At 50.4% G+C, this 26386-nt stretch carries 27 protein-coding genes and 1 tRNA gene; 9 read left to right on the top strand and 19 right to left on the bottom strand.

Going from position 1 to position 26386, the window contains the following annotated elements; genetic code table 11:
• Positions 1 to 9: 9 nt before the first annotated feature.
• Genes tsaB through BOO20_RS07900 form a run of 4 tightly spaced genes read right to left on the bottom strand, consistent with a single transcriptional unit; the run spans position 10 to position 3161 of the window.
• A complete protein-coding gene (gene tsaB, locus BOO20_RS07915) occupies positions 10 to 684 on the bottom strand; it encodes a tRNA (adenosine(37)-N6)-threonylcarbamoyltransferase complex dimerization subunit type 1 TsaB (RefSeq protein WP_076791886.1) in 675 nt (224 codons plus the stop codon).
• Entirely contained in the window at positions 684 to 1121 is a 438-nt protein-coding gene (gene tsaE, locus BOO20_RS07910) for a tRNA (adenosine(37)-N6)-threonylcarbamoyltransferase complex ATPase subunit type 1 TsaE (protein ID WP_076791885.1), read from the bottom strand. The genes tsaB and tsaE overlap by 1 nt, the downstream gene beginning before the upstream one ends.
• Positions 1122 to 1127: 6 nt before the next feature.
• Entirely contained in the window at positions 1128 to 2402 is a 1275-nt protein-coding gene (locus BOO20_RS07905; protein ID WP_076791883.1) for a DUF1015 domain-containing protein, read from the bottom strand.
• A gap of 33 nt (positions 2403 to 2435) precedes the next feature.
• Positions 2436 to 3161 carry a ScpA family protein gene (locus tag BOO20_RS07900; RefSeq protein ID WP_076791882.1) on the bottom strand — a complete coding sequence of 242 codons (726 nt, stop codon included), beginning with the start codon at positions 3159 to 3161 and terminating at the stop codon, positions 2436 to 2438.
• A gap of 350 nt (positions 3162 to 3511) precedes the next feature.
• Here BOO20_RS07900 and BOO20_RS07895 point away from each other — a divergent pair, with 350 nt between their 5' ends.
• Positions 3512 to 4096 (top strand): tetratricopeptide repeat protein, encoded by a 585-nt coding sequence (locus BOO20_RS07895; protein WP_076791905.1) that lies wholly within the window; start codon positions 3512 to 3514, stop codon positions 4094 to 4096.
• A 158-nt stretch (positions 4097 to 4254) separates the two neighbouring features.
• On the opposite strand, the gene BOO20_RS07890 is transcribed toward BOO20_RS07895, so the two are convergent.
• Entirely contained in the window at positions 4255 to 4596 is a 342-nt protein-coding gene (locus BOO20_RS07890) for a P-II family nitrogen regulator (RefSeq protein WP_076791880.1), read from the bottom strand.
• A gap of 9 nt (positions 4597 to 4605) precedes the next feature.
• Positions 4606 to 5937 carry an ammonium transporter gene (locus tag BOO20_RS07885; protein ID WP_076791879.1) on the bottom strand — a complete coding sequence of 444 codons (1332 nt, stop codon included), beginning with the start codon at positions 5935 to 5937 and terminating at the stop codon, positions 4606 to 4608.
• Between the two features lie 436 nt (positions 5938 to 6373).
• Between BOO20_RS07885 and BOO20_RS07880 the strand changes: the two genes are divergently transcribed.
• Positions 6374 to 6646 carry an RNA-binding protein gene (locus tag BOO20_RS07880; protein WP_076791877.1) on the top strand — a complete coding sequence of 91 codons (273 nt, stop codon included), beginning with the start codon at positions 6374 to 6376 and terminating at the stop codon, positions 6644 to 6646.
• 76 nt (positions 6647 to 6722) lie between these two features.
• Here BOO20_RS07880 and BOO20_RS07875 read toward each other — a convergent pair whose 3' ends face one another.
• From BOO20_RS07875 to pyrF, 4 genes are all read right to left on the bottom strand, one after another.
• Entirely contained in the window at positions 6723 to 7220 is a 498-nt protein-coding gene (locus BOO20_RS07875) for a ferritin-like domain-containing protein (RefSeq protein ID WP_076791876.1), read from the bottom strand.
• Positions 7221 to 7251: 31 nt separating this feature from the next.
• Entirely contained in the window at positions 7252 to 8193 is a 942-nt protein-coding gene (locus tag BOO20_RS07870; protein ID WP_076791874.1) for a TIGR01777 family oxidoreductase, read from the bottom strand.
• A 176-nt stretch (positions 8194 to 8369) separates the two neighbouring features.
• Entirely contained in the window at positions 8370 to 10214 is a 1845-nt protein-coding gene (gene glmS, locus BOO20_RS07865; RefSeq protein WP_076791873.1) for a glutamine--fructose-6-phosphate transaminase (isomerizing), read from the bottom strand.
• A gap of 117 nt (positions 10215 to 10331) precedes the next feature.
• Entirely contained in the window at positions 10332 to 11168 is an 837-nt protein-coding gene (pyrF, locus tag BOO20_RS07860; RefSeq protein ID WP_076791903.1) for an orotidine-5'-phosphate decarboxylase, read from the bottom strand.
• Positions 11169 to 11423: 255 nt separating this feature from the next.
• Here pyrF and ftsH point away from each other — a divergent pair, with 255 nt between their 5' ends.
• Both ftsH and BOO20_RS07850 read left to right on the top strand, forming a co-directional pair.
• A complete protein-coding gene (ftsH, locus tag BOO20_RS07855) occupies positions 11424 to 13529 on the top strand; it encodes an ATP-dependent zinc metalloprotease FtsH (RefSeq protein ID WP_076791871.1) in 2106 nt (701 codons plus the stop codon).
• 12 nt (positions 13530 to 13541) lie between these two features.
• Entirely contained in the window at positions 13542 to 13817 is a 276-nt protein-coding gene (locus tag BOO20_RS07850) for an acylphosphatase (protein WP_076791869.1), read from the top strand.
• 69 nt (positions 13818 to 13886) lie between these two features.
• Here BOO20_RS07850 and BOO20_RS07845 read toward each other — a convergent pair.
• Positions 13887 to 13960 (bottom strand) — tRNA-Val (locus BOO20_RS07845).
• A gap of 252 nt (positions 13961 to 14212) precedes the next feature.
• Between BOO20_RS07845 and BOO20_RS07840 the strand changes: the two genes are divergently transcribed.
• The 5 genes from BOO20_RS07840 (at position 14213) to BOO20_RS07820 (ending at position 19154) form a co-directional block, all read left to right on the top strand.
• Complete coding sequence (locus tag BOO20_RS07840) at positions 14213 to 15361, top strand: 1-deoxy-D-xylulose-5-phosphate reductoisomerase (RefSeq protein WP_076791868.1); 1149 nt, start codon at positions 14213 to 14215, stop codon at positions 15359 to 15361.
• A gap of 79 nt (positions 15362 to 15440) precedes the next feature.
• On the top strand, positions 15441 to 16802 hold the full coding sequence (rseP, locus tag BOO20_RS07835) for an RIP metalloprotease RseP (protein ID WP_076791866.1): 1362 nt from the start codon (positions 15441 to 15443) through the stop codon (positions 16800 to 16802).
• 18 nt (positions 16803 to 16820) lie between these two features.
• Positions 16821 to 17894 (top strand): peptide chain release factor 1, encoded by a 1074-nt coding sequence (gene prfA / locus BOO20_RS07830; protein ID WP_076791865.1) that lies wholly within the window; start codon positions 16821 to 16823, stop codon positions 17892 to 17894.
• Between the two features lie 117 nt (positions 17895 to 18011).
• Positions 18012 to 18623 carry a DUF1997 domain-containing protein gene (locus tag BOO20_RS07825; protein WP_076791863.1) on the top strand — a complete coding sequence of 204 codons (612 nt, stop codon included), beginning with the start codon at positions 18012 to 18014 and terminating at the stop codon, positions 18621 to 18623.
• A gap of 15 nt (positions 18624 to 18638) precedes the next feature.
• Positions 18639 to 19154, top strand: coding sequence for a nitroreductase family protein (locus BOO20_RS07820; RefSeq protein WP_076791862.1), 516 nt, complete (start codon positions 18639 to 18641; stop codon positions 19152 to 19154).
• Between the two features lie 85 nt (positions 19155 to 19239).
• Here BOO20_RS07820 and BOO20_RS07815 read toward each other — a convergent pair whose 3' ends face one another.
• The 8 genes from BOO20_RS07815 to BOO20_RS07780 all read right to left on the bottom strand — a co-directional run bounded on the left by BOO20_RS07815 (position 19240) and on the right by BOO20_RS07780 (position 26377).
• Complete coding sequence (locus tag BOO20_RS07815) at positions 19240 to 20103, bottom strand: CPBP family intramembrane glutamic endopeptidase (RefSeq protein ID WP_076791860.1); 864 nt, start codon at positions 20101 to 20103, stop codon at positions 19240 to 19242.
• Positions 20104 to 20128: 25 nt separating this feature from the next.
• A complete protein-coding gene (locus tag BOO20_RS07810; RefSeq protein WP_076791859.1) occupies positions 20129 to 20614 on the bottom strand; it encodes a GyrI-like domain-containing protein in 486 nt (161 codons plus the stop codon).
• Positions 20615 to 20623: 9 nt separating this feature from the next.
• The gene (locus BOO20_RS07805) at positions 20624 to 21070 is read right to left on the bottom strand and encodes a phage tail protein (RefSeq protein ID WP_076791857.1); all 447 of its coding nucleotides are present in this window, start codon (positions 21068 to 21070) and stop codon (positions 20624 to 20626) included.
• 300 nt (positions 21071 to 21370) lie between these two features.
• Positions 21371 to 22540, bottom strand: coding sequence for a radical SAM protein (locus BOO20_RS07800; RefSeq protein ID WP_158068735.1), 1170 nt, complete (start codon positions 22538 to 22540; stop codon positions 21371 to 21373).
• Positions 22541 to 22613: 73 nt separating this feature from the next.
• A complete protein-coding gene (locus BOO20_RS07795; protein WP_076791854.1) occupies positions 22614 to 22862 on the bottom strand; it encodes a hypothetical protein in 249 nt (82 codons plus the stop codon).
• A 188-nt stretch (positions 22863 to 23050) separates the two neighbouring features.
• Positions 23051 to 24358 carry an O-acetylhomoserine aminocarboxypropyltransferase/cysteine synthase family protein gene (locus BOO20_RS07790; RefSeq protein WP_076791852.1) on the bottom strand — a complete coding sequence of 436 codons (1308 nt, stop codon included), beginning with the start codon at positions 24356 to 24358 and terminating at the stop codon, positions 23051 to 23053.
• Positions 24355 to 24933, bottom strand: coding sequence for a carboxymuconolactone decarboxylase family protein (locus BOO20_RS07785; RefSeq protein WP_076791851.1), 579 nt, complete (start codon positions 24931 to 24933; stop codon positions 24355 to 24357). Before BOO20_RS07785 ends, BOO20_RS07790 begins: the two co-directional genes overlap by 4 nt.
• Before the next feature lie 55 nt (positions 24934 to 24988).
• A complete protein-coding gene (locus BOO20_RS07780; protein ID WP_083694598.1) occupies positions 24989 to 26377 on the bottom strand; it encodes an aspartate aminotransferase family protein in 1389 nt (462 codons plus the stop codon).
• Positions 26378 to 26386: the final 9 nt, after the last annotated feature.

Raw genomic sequence — 26386 nt, 5'->3', positions numbered from 1 at the left:
AACAAAACCTCACCCTTTGCCTCCATTGGGGGTAAACATCTGGCGGTAATCGGGGGTAACGGCGTTAAGTTCTGCGGCATCGGCACCGGAGAAGAGTCGAAGGGCGTGGGGAATAAGGGATTTGGCGGTAAAGAAATCGGCCTCTCTGTATACTGCGCATGAACCCGCAAGCAGCGGGATAATCTCGGAAAGCCCGCGACCGACAACAACAACTCCTGGGTTTCCGGCGGCTGCGGCTGCAACATCAGCAGCGGAACCTCTCTCAACCTCGTCGTGCCAGAGGCCTGAAGCAAGATCATCCTGATTATAGATTGCATAGTAGTACTCCCCTTTGCGGGAAGGAACAACCGCCATGATCTTACCTGCTTTATCCGGAAGCGATGCAGCTATTGTCGGCATGGTGGGCACCGGAATGAGCGGCAAACCGAGACCGTAGGCAACACCTTTGGCAACCGACATCCCGATACGCAGTGAGGTAAACGAACCCGGCCCGGATGAGACAGCAATGGCATCAAGCTCGAGCCGGTCAAGCCCCGAGTCACCAATAACCTGTTCAATAAGCGGCACAAGCGTTTCCGCCGCCTTTTTCCACTCTGCACTTAACACTTCCGTAACAGCTCCGCTTTCGGTCAAAAGCGCTACGCTCAAATGTGCATGAGTGCACTCTATAGCGAGGATATTCATCAATGGTTTCTATTTATAACAATCTTGCGGCTCTCTTCACCGGTACGTTCAAGCCTGACCGTTGCGGTGTAGAATCGGGTGTACTCAGGAAAGCGGTCTGCCCACTCCACAACGGAGAGAAAGGCCGAGGAGAGGTATTCATCAAACCCGATAGCCTCAAGCTCCCTCTGTGACTCTATCCGGTAGAGATCAAAGTGATGGAGGGTAACCGGCTCTCCGCGCAGTGTCCCTTCATAAATATTAAACAAAGGAAATGTCGGGCTTGAAAGCTGATCTTCGCAAACAAAAAACTCCGTAATTCCCCGCATGAACTTGGTTTTACCCGCACCCAGGTCACCGCAGAGCGAAACAACATCACCGTCATGCAATCCTGCAGCAAACTCCCGTGCGTATCGGCGGGTCTCATCGGCAGAGTGCGAGTGGAACTCCCGGATCATAAGCGGTCAATCCAGCGGATTAAAAAGAAGGCCGGTCATGAGTTTCGGATAGAAAAAGGTTGACTTCTGGGGCATAACCTCGCCTGTCTCCGAAACAGCCAGCACCTGCTCAACCGTAGTCGGCTTGACCACAAAACCCACCTGCACCTTGCCGGAGTCAACCGCAGCAAACACCTCACGGTCATCCTTCACATAGGTCAGATTGCTCTGTTTTGCCATTGAGTCCTGCGTGATGCCAAGCAGGCGGCCAAGAATGAGATCGTGCAGAAGCACCAGACCGAGACGCTGGAGAGCCTCCGGACGGGCAGGATCAAGCAGCGGTTTTGGATCGGTTTTCAGAGCGATGCCGAGCACCACTCCCTTTGAAACAACGCCGTAGGCATAGCTGGATGGCTCACCATCAAGAAATGCTTTCAGGGCTTCCCGATCCTTGAGTTCGCTCACAGCAAAAAACTCCTCAAGCCTTGTTTTTAAACTGGCGGGATCAAATCCTTCCAGACTGTGCACCAGCCGGTGAATCGGAAAAATCAGCAGCCCTTCATCATAAATATTGGCCAGATAGGTCAGGATGAAATTATAGGGTTCACTGCCGCTGTGAGAGGGGTTTGCGGATGCACTCTCATTGCGATAGTTTACTCCGGTATCATAACGGTGATGTCCGTCAGCAATATAGACCGGCCGGTTCAGGAGCGATGCCTGGAGTGTAGCGATAAGGGCCGGGTCAGTTATCCTCCACATCCGGTTTCGCACTCCCTGAAAGAGCGCATCAACAACCGGTTCATTTGATTCGGCAAAGGCCTGCATCACACGATCAGCCGTTTTGGATTCATCGGCGTAGAGACCGAAAATGGGGCTGATGTTGGCTCTGGTTTTCCGGAACAGGTTCAGACGGTCGGCTTTCGGGCCTGAGAGGGTTTTTTCATGCGGCAGTACCTTTTTTTCCGAAAAGTCATAAAGGCGCATCGCCGAAAAAAATCCGTTCCGGGTATGTTTTCTGCCTTCAGAATCCTCAAAGGTCTGAAAATAGGGGTAGATCGCAGGCTCTCTCTCCTTCAGCAGTTCACCCCCATGCAGCCACTCAGCCAGACGCTCAGCCGCCGCGGCATAGGGATCAGACTCCATCGGCAACTCAAGACGGATGGCATTAAAAAAAGAGCCCTGATAGAGCTGCGCCTGAAATTCGGGAGAGATTACATCGTAGGGCGGGCATATCAGTGCGTCTGCACTCTTCAGCAGATCGGGGCTATAGAGAATGGCCCTGAAAGGGGTAATTTCCGGCATGTATCAAAAGTATTACAAGGTTGTCTCCGGGTATCAAGACCCGGCTCTCTGGGTAATCCAGAAATCATCATGGCCATCTTTGACCAGCACAGTAATTCGGCGGTTTTTACACATTTCGAGCACGGCAAGAAAAGTAACAACAAGGATAATGCGTTCCGTGATGCCTTCAAGCACGGAAGTAAACGAAACCTGAACCTCTGCTTCAAGTCTCTTCAGAATGAGCAGGGTCTGCTCTTCAACCGTTACCGGTGCATCCGAAACGCTGCGGGTCATCGTACGGGGCATGTTTTCAAGCACAGACTTGTAGGCCTGCATAAGATGGTAGAGTGTCGGCCGATTGACCGGTTCATCCAGCTCGTCAATTACCTCAGGTTCAAACTCCTCAAAAAAACTCCGGGCAAAAAGCGTTTCCCGCTCCCGGGCAAGCTGATCCAGGGCAGTTGAAGCCTCTTTGATACGCTTATACTCCAAAAGCCGTTGCACAAGTTCCGTACGGGGATCAAACTCATCGGATGGAGTCCCATCCTCAGCCGGACGCGGAAGCAGCATGTTGGCCTTGATGCTCATCAGCATTGATGCCATATAGATAAACTCTGCGGCAATTTCAAGATTCAGAATCCTGACCTCGCTGATATAGCTGATAAAGTCCGCAGTTATCTTTGAAACAGGAATATTATAAATATCCAGTTCATCACGCTTGATAAAAAAAAGCAGCAAATCAAGCGGCCCTTCAAACTCGTCAAGGCTGATCCTGAACATTATGGGGCTGGTACGTTGGGGCACCTCTATTAATTTGTTCCGCGATTCGATTACTTCGCTGGCAGGTGCTCGAAATCCTCAAGTACTCCATGTACATTCCGGTTTCTGCGCTCCTTCCGCCTCGTACTCAAACCGCTCACGACAATTTAAAGAGATGCCCGTTTGACAAATATTGAATGAAACAAGATAGAAAAAGCGGCAGAAAATGCGCAAATAAACCCCCTTGACGGCGTTCATTACCCGTGGAGAAAAAAAAACTTCAAATTCCCGAAAAGTATCAGATATTGATAGTGCGGCAATCAAACCCCGCAATCTCTCTTTTTTTCAAAGACACCATTGAGCGGCTTTTCATGAGAAGGATCCTGTATGCCATATCTCTAACTGTGGCATGTTTGCTTTATTCCGGCCATTTCGCCCTTGCGGACTCAGCAAATACCCTGTTTGATGAAGGGTTTGCCCAGCATCAGAAAGGTGATCTGAGCGGAGCAATAAGACTCTATTCCAGAGCTATTGAAAGCAATCCGGTGTTCGCCATGGCCTACCAGATGCGCGGAGCAGCACAACAGCGATTGAAAAAATATCCGCAGGCTATCAACGACTACACGTTGGTCATCGAATACGGTGAGCCATACTTCAAGGCTGTCGGCTATTTCAATCGGGGCATTATTTATAATATGACCGGATTTTACAATGAAGCTATTGCTGACTTTACCAAGGTTATTGAACTCGACAAAAAAATGGCCGGTGCATTTTTTCACCGGGGCATTGCCAAAAGCAAAACCGGCGATCTTGCTGGGCGCTATGATGACTTTCGTCAGGCGGCAAGGCTTGGTGACAGTAATGCCGAAGCATTTCTGAATACCTATTTTCCTGACTGGAAATTGCCACCGTTACTATCAGCCCCACTTCAGGCCCCGTCTGAACCGGTAAAATAGGGCCTCTCTGGTTACCTTATTCCGCCGTACAATTACTTCGATGGTCGGGACTCATACTGCTCTTAAGCATGAATAAAGAGAGCCGCTAAACACAAAAAGGGCAGAGAGAGAATCCCCCTCTGCCCCTTTTTCACCGTCAGTGTAATCGGTGACGTTTACTATATCGCCTTGCCGCCCCGCTCCTTGGTACGGATACGAATGCACTCCTCAAGCGGCGAAATGAAAATCTTTCCTGCACCGATCTCGCCTTCACCATGACTTGCTGCATTGATGATGGTATCCACCGTAATATCAACAAACTCATCATTGACCGCAATATCAAGCCTGATTTTCGGAATCAGGTTGGGCGCTATTTTCTGGCCCCGATAGATATCAATATCCTCCTGCCTGCCATGACCGGTAACCCGGCTTACGGTAATTCTTGTTATATCGGCCTGGATCAGTGCTTCCCGAACATGGTCGAGACGGTCCGGCCTTATGATTGCAGTTATCAGTTTCATGTAAAGAAATTAATTAAGGTTGATAAGACCATATCCATGCTCACCATGCATACTGTGATCGAGACCGGACATTTCATCATCTTCGCTGATACGCAAGCCGATTGTTTTTTCTACAATGAAGAGCAGAATAAAGGAAACAACCGCAGCATACACAATAGTAACACCCACTGCAGTTGCCTGAACGCCAAGCTGCTGCCAGATTGTCCAGCTACCCCCGACTTTTTCTGCCGCTGCCTCCATCCATGCCGGACGAATAAAAAACACAAGAGCAAGAGCGCCGACAATACCACCAACACCATGCACGCCAAATGCATCAAGACTGTCATCGTAACCAAGTTTGCTCTTGAGCAAAATTGCACTGTAGCAGAAGATGGCCGCAAGTGCACCAAGAGCAAAGGCGCCTGAAGGCTGCACAACTCCTGCTGCCGGAGTTATGGCAACAAGACCGGCAAGAATTCCGGACGCAACACCGAGACTGGTTGCCTTGCCGTGCTGAAACATTTCAATAACCATCCAGGTAAAGGCGCCTGCTGCAGCGGCAACCTGGGTTACCGTCAGCGCTCTGGCGGTGGCAAGGTCACTGGCTATAGCACTTCCTGCGTTGAAACCGAACCATCCTACCCAGAGAAGCCCTGCTCCGATCAGAGTCATGACAAGATTATTAGGGTGCATGACGTTTTTCGGATAACCACGCCGTTTGCCAAGATAGAGCGCAGCAACAAGAGCGGTCACACCGGAAGAGATGTGAACAACCGTGCCCCCTGCAAAATCAATGGCTCCGGCAGCACCAAGATTGAAAAGGAAGCCGTCTGAGGCCCATACCCAATGGCAAATCGGGCTATAGACAAGTATGCACCAGAGCGCTATAAAAACAGCATACCCCTTGAAATTAACCCTCTCGGCAAAGGCACCGGCAATCAGGGCCGGTGTGATAATGGCAAATTTTCCCTGGAACATGGCAAACACATACTCAGGAATATGGGTGGGCATGATCGTTTCATCAATCCCCTGCAACATGAAATAGTTATCGTTCCACCCGACAAAACCGCCAAGAATACCGGGACCAAAGCTCAACGAATAGCCGACCAGCGGCCAGAGAACACCAATAATCACCATTGCGGCAAAACTGTGCATCATGGTACCAATAACGTTTTTGGTACGGACAAGTCCGCCATAGAACATGGCAAGTCCAGGAACCATGAGCAACACCAGAGCTGTAGACGTCAGCATCCACGATGTGGTTCCACTGTCAGTAGCTATAGCATCAGCGGCCCAGGCACTACTTTGAAACAACAATGCTGCCGGTAAAAGCAGCAGGGCCGTTAAAACTTTTTTCCTCATAACCGGATTAATTGTAATTATTTAAACCTTAATTTTTAATGATAACAACAAAAATGTAATTAATTTTTAATGTAAAGCAAAAAATTAGTCACATTTTATTACAAATAAGTAGAATTTCAGTCTCTTTTATCAACAGGAATTCCTGAACATCACCAGAAGATGTGAATACGGCATCTTCTCTCAGACCATCAGAATAGTCTCTGTCAGGTTGAAGGAAACAGAAACATGCAGGGCAAAACATTCACGATAGTCCTCCCTGTAAAGCAAGGGCGTATTACGGCAGTGGTTGTAATTATTTTTTGAAATACATTATTAATTACGGTAAATTGTGCTCAGAAATCAGCCAATGGTTGGCTGATCGCTATGCAAGTAATTTGTGCTTTGGTTACTTGCCGGCGTCTCTTTCTATCAATGCACATGCTTACTCAGACTAACAATGAATATTTACATTGGCAATTTGCCTTACACTGTTTCTGAAGATGATCTTCGCGATGCGTTCTCCCAGTTCGGACAGGTCGATAGCGCAAACATCATTACCGACAAGTTTTCAGGCCGCTCCAAAGGGTTCGGATTTGTTGATATGCCTAATGACAGTGAAGCTCGTGAAGCCATCGAATCAATGAATGACAAAGATTTGAAAGGCCGCACTATAAAGGTAAACGAAGCGAGGCCTCGCGAAGAAAGGCCGGCAAGAAGAGATCGCTATTAATTCGTTACACTCTTTTTTGTTACTAAAAAAGCCAGGCAACCGCCTGGCTTTTTTTATTGCAGAAATATGATACCCGCTACTGCCGGACAAGAAAGACGCCGAGATCTTCAAGAAGCGCCTGTAAATCCTCTTCATGCTCCACCTCATCCTGGAGAATCTGTACTGCAAGATTATAGGTAACAGGATCCTTGAGCCCTATTTCACTGATAATGCTGTTATAGACATTGATAGCACACTGCTCTCCCGAAATATTCTGTTCAAGAATCTTTTTCACAAAGGGGTCATCGGGTACAGCATATCCACAGTTTGCAAAGGTAAACCAATCGCGCGGCGAGGCAATGGGTGTGCCTCCAAGCTGAATAATCCTTGCCGTAATCATATCGGCATGCCGTAATTCATCAGCTGCATGCAGGACAAGCTCGGAAATCACCGCATCCTTCATCGGCCCCTGCACGATCTTGGATCCAACCCAGTACTGGTAATAGGCCAGCCACTCATCAGCAAATGCCTTGTTAAGCAGTTCAAGAACTCGAGGAAGATGCTCCCCGACTATTTCCCGTCCCCTGGTTCCCATGGCATACTCCGTTATTTTTTTAATAAAACGTTTACTTCTGATTGTCGATAAGCTCTCTCAGCGCGGCGGAGAGGCCGGTATAGCTGAAAGCAAAACCATGCTCAAGCAGAAAACCGGGTTTGACTTTCTGGCCTTTCACGGCGTACTCAGCCCCCTCTCCAAGAAGAAGCTGAACCGCAACCTTCGGTACCGGAAAAAGGGATGGCCTGCCGAGAACCGCCCCAAGCTGAGCAGCAAACTCTTTCATGGTAACAGGTTCCGGGCTGACTGCGTTAATCGCCCCCCTGTATGCAGGGTTATCAAGTGCTTCAATAATGCAATTGATCTCGTCATCAAGGTGAATCCAGGAAATGCACTGGAGGCCGGAACCTACAGGCCCACCAAGAAACCAGGAGAAAGGGGTAATCATCTTCTGCAGCATACCCCCTTTGGTCGAAAGGACTATTCCGGTTCTCAGCAGCACAAGTCGTACTCCGGTTTTTTCGGCAGCGAGCGCCTCTTTTTCCCAGTCAATACAGATTTTAGCAAGAAAATCACTTCCCTGGGGAGCAGATTCAAACAAATCGGATGTATCGGCGCACCGCTCAAATGAACCATAGTAACCAATCGCCGTTGCGGAAATAAAAACCCCCGGTTTTTCCTCTGCACCGGCAATCGCCGAAACAATGTGGCGGGTACCTGAAATTCTGGAATTATAACACTCCTTCTTGTGCTCGTCACTCCAGCGGCTTTCAAGAAGCGGCTTTCCTGCAAGGTGAATCACACCTTTAGCGCCGCTGATAAAGCCGCTCCACGCGCCATCCGCCATATCCGAGTCCCATCTGACATATCCGGCAGCATCGGGGACTTTTTGTTCAGCAGTATCAGGCGATCTGGCAAACAGAACAACCTTCTCTCCCCGCTCAATCAACTTCCGAGCAAGTTCAACACCGATCACTCCGGTAGCTCCGGTAATAACAATATGACCTTGCATAGAATTATAGGATTTGATGACAAAATATCGTTGTTCAAGTGATTATTGAACGGGTAACTATTGATAATAATTCCCGTACAGGGTTCGGATAAAAACAAGAAAGCCGGGAGCAGGGGGCTACCCTTCCCGGCTTTCTGCCGTTAAAACACCTGCTCTCCTCTTATAAAGGAGCATGCTTACTCCACAGTCACCGATTTGGCGAGGTTTCTCGGACGGTCAACATTGCAGCCGCGAAGTGTCGCGATATGATAGGCAAGCAACTGCAGAGGAATCACCGTCAGGAGCGGCGTAATGGGGCCTGAGGCCTGGGGAATATAGATAACATGCTCGGCCAGGCGGGCAACCTCCTTGTCTCCCTCGCTGGCAATAGCGATGACCCTTCCTTTACGGCTGCGGACCTCTTCGATATTGCTCAAAATCTTGGCATAGGTGCTGTCGCGGGTTGCAATAAAAATTACCGGCATATCCTCGTCAATCAGGGCGATCGGCCCGTGTTTCATCTCTGCGGCAGGGTAACCTTCCGCATGGATATAGGAGATCTCCTTGAGCTTGAGCGCCCCTTCAAGTGCAACAGGAAAGTTATAACCGCGACCAAGATAGAGAAAGTTCTTTGCGTCCTTGAACCGTTCAGCGATATCCCTGATCTGGCTGTCAAGATTGAGAATCCTGTCTGCCTTTGCCGGCAGGTCGGCCAACTCTGTGAGGTTAAGGATAATCTCATCGTGGGAGATGGTCCTCCCTTTACTGAGCGCCATGGCCAGCATATAGAGCATGATAACCTGGGCTGTAAACGCTTTGGTCGAGGCGACACCGACCTCCGGACCGGCATGTGTGTACATACCACAAAGGGTTTCACGGGCAATGGTGGAGCCGACAACGTTGCATATACCCATAACGAGAGCACCTTTCTCCTTTGCCGTTCGCAGAGCCGCCAGCGTATCGGCAGTCTCACCCGACTGGGAGATAACGATCACAACATCATCTTTACCGACAATAGGGTTACGATACCTGAACTCCGAGGCATAATCCACCTCAACAGGAATCCGGGCAAACTCCTCAATAAGGTACTCACCGATCAGGCCTGCATGCCAGCTCGTACCGCAGGCGCATATTACAATACGCTTGGCCTGTTTGAGGCGGTCGAGATAATCCTCAATTCCGCCAAGACAGACTCGTCCCTCCTCAAGACGAACACGCCCTCTCATCACATCATGCATGACGCTCGGCTGCTCAAAGATCTCCTTGAGCATAAAATGTTCGAAACCGCCTTTCTCTATTTTTTCAAGGGAAAAATCAAGTTCGGTAACCAGCTTTTCCTGTTCGACATTCTCGATGGTCTTGACCGAATAACCCTCCTTGGTCACCACGGCAAGCTCTCCGTCAGAGAGGTAAACGACCTTATTGGTATGCTCGACGATAGGTGCCGCATCGGAAGCGATAAAAAACTCCCCTTCGCCGATACCGATCACCAGAGGACTGCCCTTGCGTGCAACAACAATCCTGTCGGGCTCACGCGATGAGATAACACAGAGACCGTAGGCTCCGTCAACATGACGAAGCGCCGTGCGGGTCGCTGACTCAAGATCAAGGGAGGCATCTTTTTTCCATAACCAGTCGATAAGATGAACAAGCACCTCTGAATCCGTATCGCTGATAAACTGATAGCCCTCGGAGATGAGCTCCTGCTTGAGGGCTGAGTAATTTTCAATAATACCGTTATGGATAACGGCAATATCCCCTGCGGCATTCAAATGGGGATGTGCATTGCGGTCACTCGGATCACCATGGGTCGCCCAGCGGGTATGGCCTATACCAATCGTCGCACCCGGCATCTTTTCCCTGAGCTTGGCAGTATCGGTTTCCAGACCGCTGACATTGCCCTTCTGCTTCATAACTGAAATGGTGCCGTTCAGGAGGGCGATTCCCGCCGAATCATAACCACGATATTCAAGTCTTTTCAAGCCCTTCAAAAGTACAGGGGCAGCTTCCTGCCAGCCTATATAACCAACAATTCCACACATAATACTCTGTTTTTTTTAACTCTCTTTTGTAACCGCAATAATGATCGAAAATCAACGTTGCGGCCTTGTCTCCTAATAGAACAATATAAAATGATTCCGGTTCAAACGCATCACCGCCTATAAAACACGCCGCATCCCATCGTAAATCTTCTTCGCTTCTTCAGCGACAGCGAGTTCATAGTCGTCAATGGATAAAAACAGCCCCGATCCTGAAACTTCGGGATAGATAAGCGCACGGCTGACATTGATCAGCGCACTTTGGCGATCGGCATCAACACCAAGATCCACCGCTTCTTCAAGAGATCCACCCTGGGCGCCAACTCCGGGAATAAGAAAAAAAAGACCCGGTGCTTCACGGCGAATCTCGCCAAGCTGCGAGCTTTTTGTCGCCCCAACAACAATACCGGCATTTGCATTTCGGCTCCAGGAGGCAACTTTACCAAGAACTGACCGGTAGAGTGGGCTGCCATCCTGCATCAACTTCTCCTCAAAATCAGCTGACCCCTCATTTGAGGTAAGGCAAAGAACAAAAACCAGCTTCTCCTCATAGGAAAAAAAAGGCTCAAGGGAATCAAATCCCATGTACGGGGCTACCGTCACCGCATCAAAAGGCCAGTGTTCAAAAAATGCCCGGGCGTACTTTCTGCTGGTATTGCCGATATCAGCACGCTTGGCATCGGCAATAGTCATAATGGCATCAGGAATAGAGCCGAGCGTGTTTTCCATATCCTGCAAGCCTGAAATACCCCTTGCTTCGTAGAAAGCGGTATTGATCTTGTAGGCGACGGCTACATCACTGGTTGCCCTTATAACAGCACGATTAAACTCAAGAACCGGATTTGCATAAACCGAAAAAAGTTCGGGGATTTTATCAGGATCGCTGTCCAGCCCGACACACAGGAGCGATTTCAACGATGATATCCTGCGGTTTGCCTTATCCCGAACTGAACTCATAAGCACCCTCTCTCACGTTTTGTAATAATCCGGAACGCTCCTTCATGGGCAGAGAAAACTCTATGGAAAGAAGAGATCCGGGTATGAAACCCGCGCCGGCAATGAAACTTATAGCTGCAGGAATACATTTTAAGAGTTGTAATATATAATATGTTTTCTTGCGATATGCTTCATTAAATGAAAGAATCCCGTAAATTAAAGGCCATTAATACCCTGAGAAGCAAGGCCTGTCATTATAACCATGATTGTTGATTGATGTCAAAAAAAACGAGTAGACCTTCAAATCCCTATAAAAACGAACCGGAAAGCAACCTGCCGCGGCCGAAATTCTCGATAATGTACTATGTGGTTGTTATTGTTCTTCTCATCGGAATTCAGCTTGCCTTTTTCTGGTCAGGCTCCACACAGGAAATACCTTACAGCACATTCCGCAAACTTATCGCTGAAAACAAGATTGAATCGGTCAAGATAGCGCCGGAAAGAATATATGTCAAGCTCAAACCGGGTTCGGTTACCGGTGTTGCAGTCAAGGAGCCGAAAAAAGAGGGGCCGGGGATCCTGCCCCAGTCATCATCGAAGCCGGATGAAATTTTCGTTAATCCGGTACGCGATGACGGCCTGATTGAACTGCTCGAAAGCAAGGGAATCAAATACCAGGGTTTGCCAAGCAGCACCTGGATCAGCGAACTGCTGCAATGGATTCTCCCGTTCGCCCTGCTTCTCGGCATCTACTTTTTTGTATTCCGTCGTATGGGTGGACCAGGCTCACAGTTCATGAATATCAGCAAAAACAAGGCTGCACTTTATGAAAACCTGGATGAGCATACCCGCATAACATTCAAGGATGTAGCCGGACTTGATGAGGCAAAAGCCGAAGTCATGGAGGTAGTCGATTTCCTCAAGGATCCGAAAAAGTATACCACGCTCGGCGGCAAGCTGCCGAAAGGGGTACTGCTTGTGGGCCCTCCCGGTACCGGAAAAACCCTTCTTGCCAAGGCCGTAGCCGGAGAGGCCGATGTACCGTTTTTCAGCATCAGCGGCTCGGATTTTGTTGAGATGTTTGTCGGTGTCGGTGCCGCAAGAGTCCGCGATCTTTTCAAGCAGGCCAAGGAGAAAGCCCCCTGTATCATCTTTATTGATGAAATTGACGCTGTGGGCCGCAGCCGGGGCAAAGGTGCCATGATGGGCGCCAATGACGAGAGGGAGAACACCCTCAACCAGCTGCTGGTCGAAATGGACGGATTTGCAACCGACAAGGGGGTAATCCTGATGGCTGCAACCAACCGGCCTGACGTGCTCGATTCCGCCCTGCTCCGGCCCGGCCGTTTTGACCGTCAGATCATGGTCGATAAACCGGATCTGAAAGGACGTATCGATATTTTCAAGGTGCACACCAAAAAGCTTTCGCTCTCTGCAGATGTCAATCTGAAGGCACTCGCCTCGCAGACTCCGGGGTTTGCCGGTGCGGAAATTGCCAATGCTGCAAACGAAGCTGCCCTGCTTGCCTCACGCCGAAACAAGCAGAGCATTGAAATGAAAGATTTTGAAGATGCCATAGAACGGGTTGTGGCCGGACTTGAGAAAAAGAACAAGGTGATCAACCCGCGTGAAAAGCAGATCGTAGCCTATCATGAAGCCGGCCATGCCATTGTCGGCTGGATGATGCCGGAGAACGATCCGGTGCAGAAAATATCCATCGTTCCGCGAGGAATGAGCGCACTCGGCTATACCATGAATATCCCGCTTGAAGATCGTTATCTCATGACGAAAAACGAGCTTCTTGCGCGAATATGCAGTCTGCTCGGAGGCCGCATTGCCGAACAGATCATCTTCAATGAAATCTCGACCGGAGCGCAGAATGACCTTGAAAAGGTCACCAGTATAGCCTACAACATGGTGATGGTTTACGGCATGAGTGACAAGCTCGGCAACCTCTCCTTCTTTGAGAGCAACAACCCCTACTACGGCAGCCCCGGCATCGACAAAAAGTACGGTGAAGAGACCGCACGACTTATCGACAGGGAGGTCATGACTATCATCGAAGAGTCCCGTATCAAAGTCACCGAGCTCCTTACCCGGAACCGCGAAAAACTTGAAAAGCTCGCCTCTGAACTGCTGCTGAAGGAGATGCTGCAGTACAGTCAGATTGAGGAGATTCTCGGGAAACGACCGGAGGGACTTTTTCCTGTTCATCTCGAAGAGGAGCCACTCCCGGACATTGATGAAGAGAGCGCTGAAACAGCAACCGATCCGAAAGAATCGCCTGCAAATGGTTCTGCGCCTCTCAGCGATACCGAGCAGGCTGAACTTGAAGCCGCTGTCGCACGACTCAAAGAGGCTCGAAACATACCTGAAAACTGAGCATTCAGGTTTATGCAGAAAAGGATGCATTTGACCGTGTCCGGTCTTGTACAGGGTGTAGGGTTCAGAATGTTCATTGACCGGGTTGCCAATGAGCTGCATCTGGATGGGTGGGTAAAAAACAGGCCCGACGGCACCGTTGAAATCGAGGTTCAGGGAGCAGAGGAAACGCTTGATGAGCTGTTCAGACGGGCAGAAAAAGGGCCATCCCGCGCCCGGGTCACCGGAATAAAACGAATGGAGATGGCTCCGGACCACTCGTTTTGCGGCTTTACCGTTTTAATGTAACCGATCAGAAAAAATGGCAATAAAAAAGGCAGGAGATCACCTGCCTTTTTTATCATGTAGTGATGTGTGTGGGTCCCGAGGGATTCGAACCCCCGACCTACTGGGTGTAAACCAGCCGCTCTAACCAACTGAGCTAGGAACCCGTGAAAGGTCATAAGTATAGTATAAATTCCCCGGAAGAACAAACAGAAAAATCACTCAAAGCAAGCTCTCCATTCCGGCAATTTGTATGCCTTCACGAAAAAGCATAAATTCAGGCCAACCATGTTATTACTCAAGGGTCCCCCTGTTTATTATCATGCATCCTGACATTCTTGGGAGCATGAAGCATTCGACGTGCAGAACAAATAAATTGCAGGACCAGCATACAGCGGCAACCTTTTTTCTTCATCATTATGCGATCAATAGCCATTCTCGGCTCTACCGGCTCCATCGGTGTCAGTACCCTTGATGTTGTAAGGCAGCACCCGGATAAATTCAACGTAACCGGTCTTGCCGCTGGCCGGGATATCACTCTGCTTGCTGAACAGATCAGGGAGTTCAGACCTGAAGCAGTTTCCGTCAGGGATGAAGAGTCCATAGCAAAACTGCATGCCCTTCTGGGGGAGTACAAACCTGCTATTTTGTCAGGAAGTGACGGCGCTTCAGCCATTGCCTCCGCAGACGGACCGGATATGGTGGTCTCGGCTATTGTCGGCGCAGCAGGCCTGCTGCCTACGGTAAGCGCCATAAAGACCGGAAAACATATCGCTCTGGCCAACAAGGAGACGCTTGTGGTTGCAGGGCAGCTGGTATCTGATCTTGTAAAAAAGCATAAGGTGCAGCTTCTGCCTGTTGACAGTGAGCACTCAGCCATTTTCCAGTCGCTTGAAGGTCACCGCACCGAGGATGTCGAACGCATCATTCTGACGGCTTCAGGGGGACCGTTCCGGAATACATCAGCTGAAGAGCTGAAAAACGTCGGCCTCGAACAGGCGCTGAAACATCCCCAGTGGAGCATGGGCGCAAAAATCACCATTGACTCCGCAACCATGATGAACAAAGGCCTTGAGGTGATTGAAGCTCACTGGCTCTTTAACATGCCTGCGGAAAAGATCGGTGTTGTGGTTCATCCCCAGAGTATCATTCACTCCATGGTTGAATATATAGACGGTTGCGTCATTGCCCAGTTGGGTGCACCCGACATGCGCGCTCCGATTGCCTATGCCCTCTCATACCCGGAAAGGTGCATAAGCGGCATCCAGAAACTGGACCTGATAAAAATCGGAACCCTGACGTTTGAGGAACCCGATATGGTTCGATTCCCGGCTCTTCGACTCGCATTTGACGCACTGAAAGCCGGCCGGACCTACCCGGCAGTACTGAATGCTGCGAATGAGATTGCCGTAGCCGCATTTCTTGACAAGAAAATCGCTTTTGTCGATATTGCCGCCACGGTCGAAAAAACCATGCAGGCCCACGATGCATTCACACCGGTCGAACTTGACGAGTACCTGATGGCTGACCGCTGGGCCAGGGATACGGCAACCAAATTTATCTCATAACCGAGCAAACCAACAAGAGCACACCATTCGCCCATAAACGAGGGGCGAATGGTGTGCTCTCTTGAAACGAAGGCTACCTATGGACAATCTGAGTACGGCATTTTTTTTCATTCTCGCCATCTTCATTCTGGTAACGGCCCATGAACTCGGTCATTTTCTGACGGCGAAACTCTTCGGCATGCGGGTCGACAAATTCTACATCGGATTCGATTTTTTCGACATGCGGCTCTGGAAAAAGAAGATCGGTGAGACCGAATACGGAGTAGGCGTGTTCCCTCTCGGCGGCTATGTCAAGATTGCCGGTATGGTCGATGAAAGCCTCGATACAGACTTTCAGAACACAAAGCCGGAACCATGGGAGTTCCGTGCCAAACCAGCCTGGCAGCGTCTGATTGTGCTTGCAGGCGGAGTAGCCATGAACATGATTCTTGCTACCCTCATCTTTATCGGCCTTACCCTTGTTCTCGGTGAATCAAGAACAAGCATCAAAAGCCCGGCTTTCGTTGAAAAAGGCTCGGTTTTTGAAACGATGGGCATGAAAACAGGCGACCGGTTTGTTCTTGTGAACGGCAAATCCCTGCCAAGCTGGGAGGAGGTGCTTGATCCTGAACTGCTGACCGCCCGAACACTCGCCTATACGATTGATCGCGACGGGAAAAACATCACGATCAATGCGCCGTCGAACATCATGTCGCGCATCAACGATCAGCAGGGGCTCGGCATACGACCAACCATTCCGCCGGTCATTGATGAAGCGCTGGCGCAGCAGCCTGCCAGTCTGGCAGGAATAAAATCCGGAGGACTCATTACCGCCATCAATGGATTCCCGGTAACAGACTGGACCGAAGTTGTCGGAATCATCTCCGCAAATGCCTCCAAACCCATCAGCATTACCTGGTACTATATGGCGCCTGTGCAGGGCAGAGAGATCAGTGCTGAAAAACTCCGCACTGAAGGCCGCGCATTTGTAACCACTGTTGTACCGAGCAAAGCCGGAAAAATAGGTATTTCACTCAAACAGACAATCGCCAGCGAACGAAGAAAACTCGGTGTCGGCGGCTCAATACTCAGCGGTATCAACCAGAGCTGGAAAATGAGCGTCATGACCGTCCAGGGATTTGGAAAAATTTTCTCCGGTGAGGAGGATTTCCGCAAATCGGTAGGAGGCCCCATCAAGATTGCCAAAATAGCGAGCAGAAGTGCTGAACAGGGCCCGGTCAGCTTCCTCTATTTTCTCTCAATGCTCTCGATCTCGCTTGCTATCATCAACATTCTTCCGGTTCCTGCGCTTGACGGAGGCCAGTTTGTGCTCAACGCCGTGGAAGGGATTATTGGACGGGAATTACCTTTCGAGGCAAAGATGCGTATCCAGCAGATCGGCATGGCACTTTTGCTGGCACTCTTTGCATTCATTCTCATAAACGATATTTTCAATCCCTGAGCCTGACAGCCCGACCCGATGCTTGATAAACTGCAATCCATAAAAGAAAAACATCTCGATCTTGAACAGTTGCTGGCTGATCCGAATGCAGCAACTGATCAGGCCCGATTCAGAAAACTCAACAAGGAGTACAGCGACCTCCGGGAGATCGTGCAGGCCTATGATGCCTACGGCCAGACAAAAACAGAGCTTGATCAATCGAAAAAGCTGCTCGACAGCGAAAGCGATCCGGAGATGCGGGAGCTTGTCCAGGCGGAAATCAGCGAACTCCAGAAAAAACTGCCGGAACTTGAGCAGCATCTGAAGGTTTTGCTTCTGCCGAAAGATGAAGCAGATTCACGTAACGTTATCGTCGAAATCAGAGCCGGTACCGGTGGTGAGGAGGCTGCACTGTTTGCAGCTGATATCCTGCGAATGTATCAGCGCTATGCCGAAAAACAGGGCTGGAAGTGTGAGGTGCTGCACTACAATGAAAGCTCCATGCCGGGAGGATTCCGCGAAATCACGCTCGAAGTGAGCGGCCACGATGTCTACGGTACCATGAAATACGAAAGCGGAGTGCACCGGGTGCAGCGCGTCCCCGACACGGAGACGCAGGGGCGTATCCATACCTCGGCGGTAAGCGTTGCTGTACTGCCTGAGGCCGAAGAGGTCGATGTAGAGATCCGAAGGGAGGATCTCCGTTTCGATACCTACAGAAGCGGGGGGAAAGGAGGTCAGAACGTCAACAAGGTGGAGACCGCAGTCCGGATCACGCATATGCCGACCGGTATTGTTTCTGCCTGCCAGGAGGAGCGCTCCCAGCTCCAGAACAAGGAGCGGGCCATGAAAATGCTCCGCACGAAACTCTACGACATCCTGCTTGCCGAGCAGGTACAACAACGGGCCGACCTTCGCCGCTCAATGGTCACAACCGGTGACCGAAGCGCCAAGATCCGCACCTACAACTATCCGCAATCGCGTGTAACCGATCACCGGATAGGATTTACCAGTCATGCGCTTCCGCAGATTCTGCAGGGTGAAATTCAGGACATTATCGATGCCCTCAAAATGCATGACCAGGCCGAACGACTGAAAGCTGAACTCCTCTGAGTAATCAGCAATTGAGCGAATAGAGATTTCATCTCAACTGTTTGTATTTTTCCGGATGCTTCCCGGCAGCAACAGCATCAGCACTCTGAACCAAACAAAACCTGTGGGACTCTGACAATGGAAATGGATGCAACTGGAATCAGCAAAGGCAACTGGATTTTTTACGGGGATTTTGACCGGACAGCTGCCTATCTTTCCGACCAGAAAAAAATACTCGGATTCAACCCATTCTGCCACAGCGTTGAGCATACCGATATTGAAAATGTCTACCGATGGCATTTCCGTGTTACCGACCCCCAGAACAACCCCTTCGATGTCATCTTTTATGTCGAACAGACCGATGAACTGCTCGTAGAACTACCGGACAATATGGAGTGCTCCGACCCGAACAATCTGACCGATGAAGTGATCTCACGCTATACTGTCGGAAGAAAGGTCCGCTGGAAGCACTACCCTATGCCGAAGCAGGCTGATGATCCCGAGAACTACCTCTTCGTGGGCAAAGCCTCCGGTATGCTTGATATGCATCGCCAGGAGGGCAATAAAACCAGAGTTCACTTTGAGTTGAAGATTGATGTCCGCTTTCTGCTCTACCCTGCATTCCGGATCATCCCGAAAAAAATCACCCGCTCCATGATCAACGCAGGTATGTCCATGATTATGCAGACCTCCACAAACCGGATATTCAGCGCCATATCAAAAGACTTTGTAAAAATCGTGCATCTATAAGAAGGAGAACGGCCAATGGACTTTTATGACCTCGTTACCCGGCGCAGCAGTATCCGAAGCTTTGACGGCAATAAAGCCATTCCCGAAGAGGTACTCCGCAGAATTCTCAACGCCGGAAGAGTGGCTCCCTCGGCTAAAAACCTTCAGCCATGGCGCTTTCTTGTGGTAAGATCACTGGAACTGCTCCAAAAAATCTACCCGGCCTATCCCCGCGACTGGATCCAGAGCGCACCAGCACTGCTCATTGTTACCGGCAGGCGCGATCAGGCATGGGTGCGCAGCAAAGATGGTTACAACTCCCTCGAAACCGACCTCACCATAGCCATGGATCACCTGATCCTTGCCGCCGCATGGGAAGGTATCGGGACCTGCTGGATTGCCGCCTTTGACCCCGCAATCCTTCATGAAGCACTTCATTTGGACGAGAGCGATGAGATCTTTGCCTTCACCCCACTCGGCTATCCCGCACCTGATGCTCTACCCATGCAAAAAAACCGCAAAGCGCTGGAAGAGATTGTTGAGTTTCTTTGAAAGATTACCTGAAACTACCAGCACAACTCTCCAATCGACTCTTCATCTTCCATAACGCCTATAGGTACTATAAGTCCCATAAGACCTACAGGCGCTCTCCCTTTCCCTTTCTGAATCGGTACAGACCAAACCCGACAGCGCAGTTCAGCACAATGCTGACAATGGAGCCCGGAGCCGGAGAAACGACAATATCCGCACCGGGAGCTATACGGATAAAGTCATGAAGCAGCAGCGGGTTTCCGACCGCGTTGCTGACCGTATGCAGAAGCAGCAAAGGCCATACTGAGCCGGTCAAGAGCCTGATCTCCCCGTAAACCAGTGACATGGCGATAACCCCGGCAAAGAGCATGAAAAAAAAGAGCATTGGCCCCTGTGAGCTATAGGCCGTAAAGGAGGCCCGGTCCAGAAAGAAGAGGTAGTAGGGAATATGCCATGCCGCCCAGACCCCGCCCACCAGAAAATGCCCGGCCAGATCATGCACTCCCAGCGAAGAGAGCCTCGGGGCGAGATAGCCGCGCCAGGCAAACTCCTCAAAAATATTCTTGACAAATGAAGGGGCGAGAGTAACCAGAAAAAGATGCAGGAAAAGAGCTGCTCCGGCTGAAGAAAGATCCGGCAACGTGGTCAGCCCGGTAACCATACCGATACAAAGAATAAGTGCAGCAGAAAGGGGAAACAGCACAAGAGCCAGAAAATACCATACAGCTCGCTGCTTCAGCTCCGGCCAGAAACCGAAATCCTTCCAGCCGTCACCGCCAAACCTTCGCAGAAGCAGTGCGGTCAAAAGCGGAGCAGCAATCCAGAGGAGCTGGCCCACCCCTTCCGACCCTTCGGGAGTTCCCGATACCAAATCCAGCCCCCGGCCGATCCACCCGATTGATAGTGCGATAAATGCAAAAATCCACAGATTGCGGATTGTGGATCTCTTGCTTTGCCTGCCGGTATTCATGTTTCAGATTTTGAAGGCAAAAAGGTTAAGCGTCCGGACGATTTTCTTTCTCGATGGCTATCCATATCTCGACATCTCCCGAACCGGTGCGGGTATCGAATCGCTGATCATAAACCTCAAAATCGGGCTTATTCGCCGACCGGTAACCACCGTTCGGAAACCATTCGTGCAGGATGCGCTCCCAGGTTGTCCTGATGGTCGAAATTTGACCGCTATGGCCGAAAACCGCATACTCCTCTTCCAGAATGTGCATTCTGCCCAGTTCGGCAGGCACTCCGGCAAACGAGTCAACCTCGACACCGCACAGATATTCAATGCCGCCGGCATCATGACCGCACATCACACCATAACAATTTGAGCCGACTTGACCGGGAATTTTGCCAAGTGAACGAAACACCTCCCACTGTTCAGGAATACTCCGTGAAGATTCCGTGTAAAGGTGATAGCGCCTCAACCCGCAAAGAAGCATCGGGCTACCGCGCTGAAAACGGATGGGTTCAATCTTCGGCATGCGCAAAAATCATTCGATGGTTACTCCCTCATGGGCCAGCTCGATACTCTCGATCGCCACTTCGTTTCCTGAAGCCTTGAAACCGGGACCCTCGATCTTAACCGGCCATGCGTTGCTCATCTTCCAGACCATAACCGGCTCTCCCTGCTCATCAAGCAAGGTGATGGTGACTGCTTTACGCTTGATCGTGTTCGTTTTGCTATCATCAAACCAGCTCAAAAGGCTGCGCTCACCCCTGAATACCCCTTTTTTCAGGATCACATGACCTCGACGGATTCCGGGCATCTTGATCGTGGCAAAGGTTGATGTGACGGGAGGTTTTTCGCCCTGCCTGTATTCGATGGGCTCAGTCTCCATGTCAAGGCCGGTGACCTCCTGAAAGGAAAGAGTTACAGCATCAAACGTCACCAGAAAGTTAAATCCATTGTACGAATGCCTTGAACTGTCATCTGCCATAGTGCTGCTAAATCAATAATTTCAAATAAGGGCACCTCTATTTATTTATTCCAAAACCCGATTACTTCGTTGGGTGGTGCCCGAAATCCTCATGTACTCGGGCTTCTCACGACAATAAATAGAGGTGCCCATAAGCCCGATCATCAATTGATGTTTTTAACCGGACTCTCAGTAAAATCCTTATTGTGTGGGTATCTTCGTCAATATAAGGAATACGGATGCTTTTCACTTTCCAGTATAACTGCCTTGACACAAATGATCAGGCAAAACCGTCAGCATGGACAAACCTTGATGCATCCGTCACCGGCCAAAAAGCCGGTCGTGAAGTGGTCGGGTAAACTGTTCAATAAAAAGGGCGGTATCGATCTGCCGCTGAAGCAGTGCGATCTCCTCTTCACCAAGTGAGAGCATCTCGCCTGTTTTTTTTATCCGGCACACATCATTAAAAAGCAGCAACGCTGACGCCCGGAGCTGAAGCTGAAGAAATTCGCAGTGATAGGTGGTTTTATGGTTTGCGTCGCCATAGTGCTCAAAATTATAGGCGCGGCATTCAGGACAAAGCGGCAGAAGCGGACATGCTGCACATGTTTCGGGCTTCAGTTTCTTGCGTGAAAGATCAAAAAAAGCCTCTGATCCGTCCCTGGAAAAAGGGATTGCCCGTTCACAGGTGTATTGCTTGCCATCGGTGCCGATGGTTGCCATATTTTTGCCGATACCGCACAGATAGGATTCAAGGAAGTGGTAGTTTTCAGGAAGCGGCAGGCTTGCCTCAAGCGGAATAAGAAGTGTTGTTCGTGGAATGACCGGATTGTCGGAATAGTAACGCACCAGATTGTCAAGCTCCCTGCCGAAGGATTGCAGATATGCGTGACGGCTTGCCTCTCCACCCCACACATCCTCAAAAACCAGGTTCGCCTGGCACGAGAATCCCAGGTTATCAAGAAACATGATCCCTTCTGCACAACGCCGGATAGAGGCGGGTCCGATGGTCATTTTCACAGGAACCCGATAACGCTTTATAAACTCAAGATGCGGTTCAATCAGAGCGTAGGAATCTGAACGGTTGGCGTTATGCATCTCCGGTGTACCGTCCAGACTTACAGCAAGCGAGACATCGGGATTTTCAAGCAGCCAGTTCCTGATATCCTCATTCAGGAGGGTCCCGTTGGTTGTAATACCGAAAACAAGCTTTGCGGGATCCCGTGCTGTTTTGAGCCAGTAGGTACGGGCGACCTTGGTGAGTTGTTTGATCTTCTCAAACTCAAGCAGCGGTTCTCCACCGAAAAAACGGATGGACGTATCGGTCGAGGGATCGATGCCGTCAATGATGGCAAAAAGAGTCTCCAATGCCCTTTCGACATCAAGATCACCGCCCTCACGACCCTTCTTCTGATAGCAATAGGCGCACTTGAGGTTGCAGCGCTCTGTCATGATAATGTGAACAAGAAAACGGCGTTCCTCTTGCTGCACTTTAAACCATGTAGAATTACTCAGTGCCGCCATCCGTTACCCCGGGTGATCGATTCTATAGCAGCAGGCAAACCTATCGTCCGCTACCCGCAGTGCACCATCCGCATGAAGCACTCCCCGGACCCTGAATCGGCCATGTGGGCACCTTGGTTGTTGCACCGGATTGGAGGCCAAGCTCTGCTTTTATACCCCTCACCCTATCAAGCACATCCTGATCAGCGGAAAGTGCCGATTCAAGTTCAAGCGATTCGGCATGAATTTCCTTAAGTTCGGCAAATACCTTTTCTGCTTTAGCCTGCAGTTCTTCTGCACGTTTATTCATAGAGCACCTCCTGCGGTGATAAGAAGTTTGATTGCGGTACAGCGCGCCTATGCGCCGAAGCTGCGCATAGTTTAAGTATACCATATCCTGCACTTATGAACAAATATGGCCCATTCAAATCAGAGTGGACTCCGGATAAATACCAATGTGCAGCCAGCCAAAAGAGAGAGAAATGAACAGCATTAACTTCACAGCGCCGAGGCTTCGAACGCCTGGGCAATATCCCAGAGAAGGTCTTCGGCATACTCTGTCCCCACCGAAAAGCGGATCTGTTCGGGCTTGACCCCGGCAAGCCGCTGTTCCGCTTCGGTCAGCTGACCATGGGTAACGGTGGCAGGATGCACAACCAGTGATTTTGAGTCGCCGACATTGGCCAGAAATGAGAAAACCTTCATGGCCTCAATAAATTTCTTCGCACGCTCAAAGCCTCCCCTGACGCCAAACGCAAGGATAGCGCCCGGACCTTTCGGCAGATATTTTTTGGCGAGAACATGGTACGGGCTGCTTTTGAGTCCCGGATAGGAGACCCAGGCAACATCCGGGTGGCTCTCCAGATACTCCGCAATCCGCTGGGCACTCTCCACCTGACGGGATATTCTGAAAGAGAGGGTTTCAAGGCCCTGTAGAAAAAGAAATGCATTGAAAGGGCTCATGCAGGCGCCAAGATCACGCAGATACTGGAGCCTGACCTTGATGATGTAGGCAATGTTACCCGCACCGGGGTAATTCCCCCACCGATCCCAGTGGATAAAGCCGTTGTAGGCCGGGTCCGGAGTGGTGAAGTCCGGAAACTTGCCGCTTTTGGACCAGTCAAAATTGCCGCCGTCCACAATCAGACCGCCGATACTGGTACCATGCCCTCCGATATACTTGGTAGCAGAGTGCACAATGATATTGGCCCCGTAGTCAAAAGGCCGAAAAAGATAGGGCGTACCGAAGGTGTTGTCAACAATGAGGGGAATACCGTTCTCTTCGGAAATGCGCGCCACCTTTTCAAAATCAATAATGTTGATATCGGGATTGCCGATGGTCTCGATAAAGACCGCCCTGGTTTTTTCATTGATCGCCTTCCTGAAATTTTCCGGGTCAACTGCGTCAACGAGATGCGTGCGTACCCCATGTTTCGGCAGGGTATTCTGAAAGAGATTGAAGCTGCCTCCGTAAAGGGTTTTTGCGGCAACCAGTTCATCACCGGCATGGGTAATGTTCAGGACGGAGTATGCTGTGGCTGCCGAGCCCGATGCCACAGAGAGCGCTCCGCTGCCGCCTTCAAGAATGGCAATCCGGTTTTCAAGGACTTCATTGGTCGGATTGGTGATGCGGGTGTAATCAAACCCGAACTCTTCAACCGAACTGATAGCCTTTGCCTGCTCAAAGTTCTTGAAAACAAAGGAGGTCGTCTGATAGATCGGGACTGCGCAGGCACCGGTTGCCGGATCAGGAACCTGCCCTGCATGAACCTGCAGGGTATCGAAATGCAATGTTCTCTCGCTCATAAAACCTCCCTGCTTTTCTGAAAATGTGATGAGCCAGCAAAAGCAACTTCCGGATCAACGGCATAAGCGGAGAGTGCTTCATCCAGGTCAACGCGCAGTGCACTGTTCACAATGTTATTGACAATCATCAACGCACCGAACACCGTAAGCTCTACAATCTGGGTTTCCGTTAGAGTGGACCGCAGTCTGGAAAACAGTTCATCCGACACCCGGTTGGGATCGGCAGCAAGCTGACGCCCGAACTCAATAATGGTCCTGTCGCGGTCATCAAGGAGCAGGTGATCAGGATCCTCCCCCTTGGAAACAATCTCCTTGTTCATGTAGGTTGCACAGAGAGTACAGGCATTCTCCCTTGAAATGGCATTGCAGAAGAGGATGCTCAGCCGCAAACCGATAACAGGCTTGACCTTCTCAAACAGGGTGTACCACTCAAGCACTGCACGCGAAGCCTCAGGGGAGTGCAGGAGCGTTGCTTTCATGTTTGAGATCGAACCATGTTTTTCAAGTACACGGTTATACTCCTCCTGAACTTCAGGAGAAGCTGTTTCATGGTTGACTTTGGTAATTCGTGACATAACAGTTCTTTGAAATTATTTATGATCATTCGGCACCGAAACCGGTGGCCTGTTGTTACAGTCCGACCGTTTCAGCAACAGCCGTCCACACTACATCGGCAATGCGATCAATCTCTTCTTCACTGATGACCAGGGGCGGAGCAAGACAGATAATGTCATCGGTTACGCGGGTACAGAGCCCGAGAGAGAGGAGCTTGTCACGAACTTTTTTGCCGATGCCGGCGCTCTCCGGAAAACGGGCTCTGGTTGCTTTATCGGCAACAATTTCAATTCCGGCAAGAAGGCCGAGGCCTCGTACCTCCCCGACATGTTCTGTACTCTCCAGCGGTTGCAGCCGTTCAAGCAGCCGCTCTCCGAGCCGCAATGAGCGCTCAACAAGACCCTCCTCCTTGATAATCCGCAGGTTGGCAAGTGCAACAGCACAGGCAACAGGGTGTGCCGAACAGGTATAACCGTGCATCCAGCGCTTTGCCGGATCTACCCGGTCCATAACATCCTTGATGGCACCGGAAACGCCGACACCGCCAAGAGGGAAGTAGCCACTTGTAATACCTTTGGCAAACTGGACAATATCCGGCACAACACCCCAGTGCTCAAGCGCGAACCAGCGGCCGGTGCGGCCAAAACCGGTAATAACCTCATCACTGATAAAGAGAACATCGTACCGGTCGCAGATCTCCCGGATACGGGGGAAATAGTCTGCCGGAGGGATAAGAACACCGCCGCCCCCACCCTGAACCGGTTCGGCAATAAAAGCCGCAACACTCTCCGGCCCTTCACGAAGAATCGCCTCTTCAAGCAGATCGGCTGCGGCAACGCCCGCAGAAACATCGGTTCTTGAGGTTGTAAACCGGTAAGGGTAAGGAGAATCGATTTGCAGAAACCCGTTGGCCCTCGGCCCGAAAACTGCTGAAAACTCCTCGACACCTGTCGCAGCAGCCGCACCGATGGTTGAACCGTGGTAACCGAGCTTGCGCGAGATGATCTTGAACTTTTCCGGACGGCCTTGTGCTCCCCAGTAAAAACGGACTGTTCTGACAGAGGTATCCGTAGCATCGGAACCTCCAAGGGTAAAATAAAATGCCTCAATGCAGGGATAGACCACCTCTTTGAGTCTTTCCGCCAGCGCTACTGCCGGTCTGTGGGATGAACCGGCATAGGCGGTTGAAAATGCCAGCCTGCTCATCTGCTCTGAGGCCGCATCCACCAGCTCCCTGCGACCGTGACCGACATAGACATTCCACATGCCGCTGAGACCGTCAATATACTCCTCACCCTCAAGGTTCCGGAGCATCACCCCCTCGCCGGATTCCCAGATCTGCGGATCCAGATGCTCACTTGGATGATGCTGCGGATGGATCAGGCTGCTGCGGTCCTGAAGAACAATCGTCGATTTTTGGCTCTCCTGTTGACCTTGAGCTGCTGTTACAAATTGCTTACTCATGCGTGCCTT

The organism is Chlorobium sp. KB01 (assembly GCF_001975465.1).
GTDB lineage: Bacteria > Bacteroidota > Chlorobiia > Chlorobiales > Chlorobiaceae > Chlorobium.
This window is presented reverse-complemented; position numbering and strand designations above follow the sequence as displayed.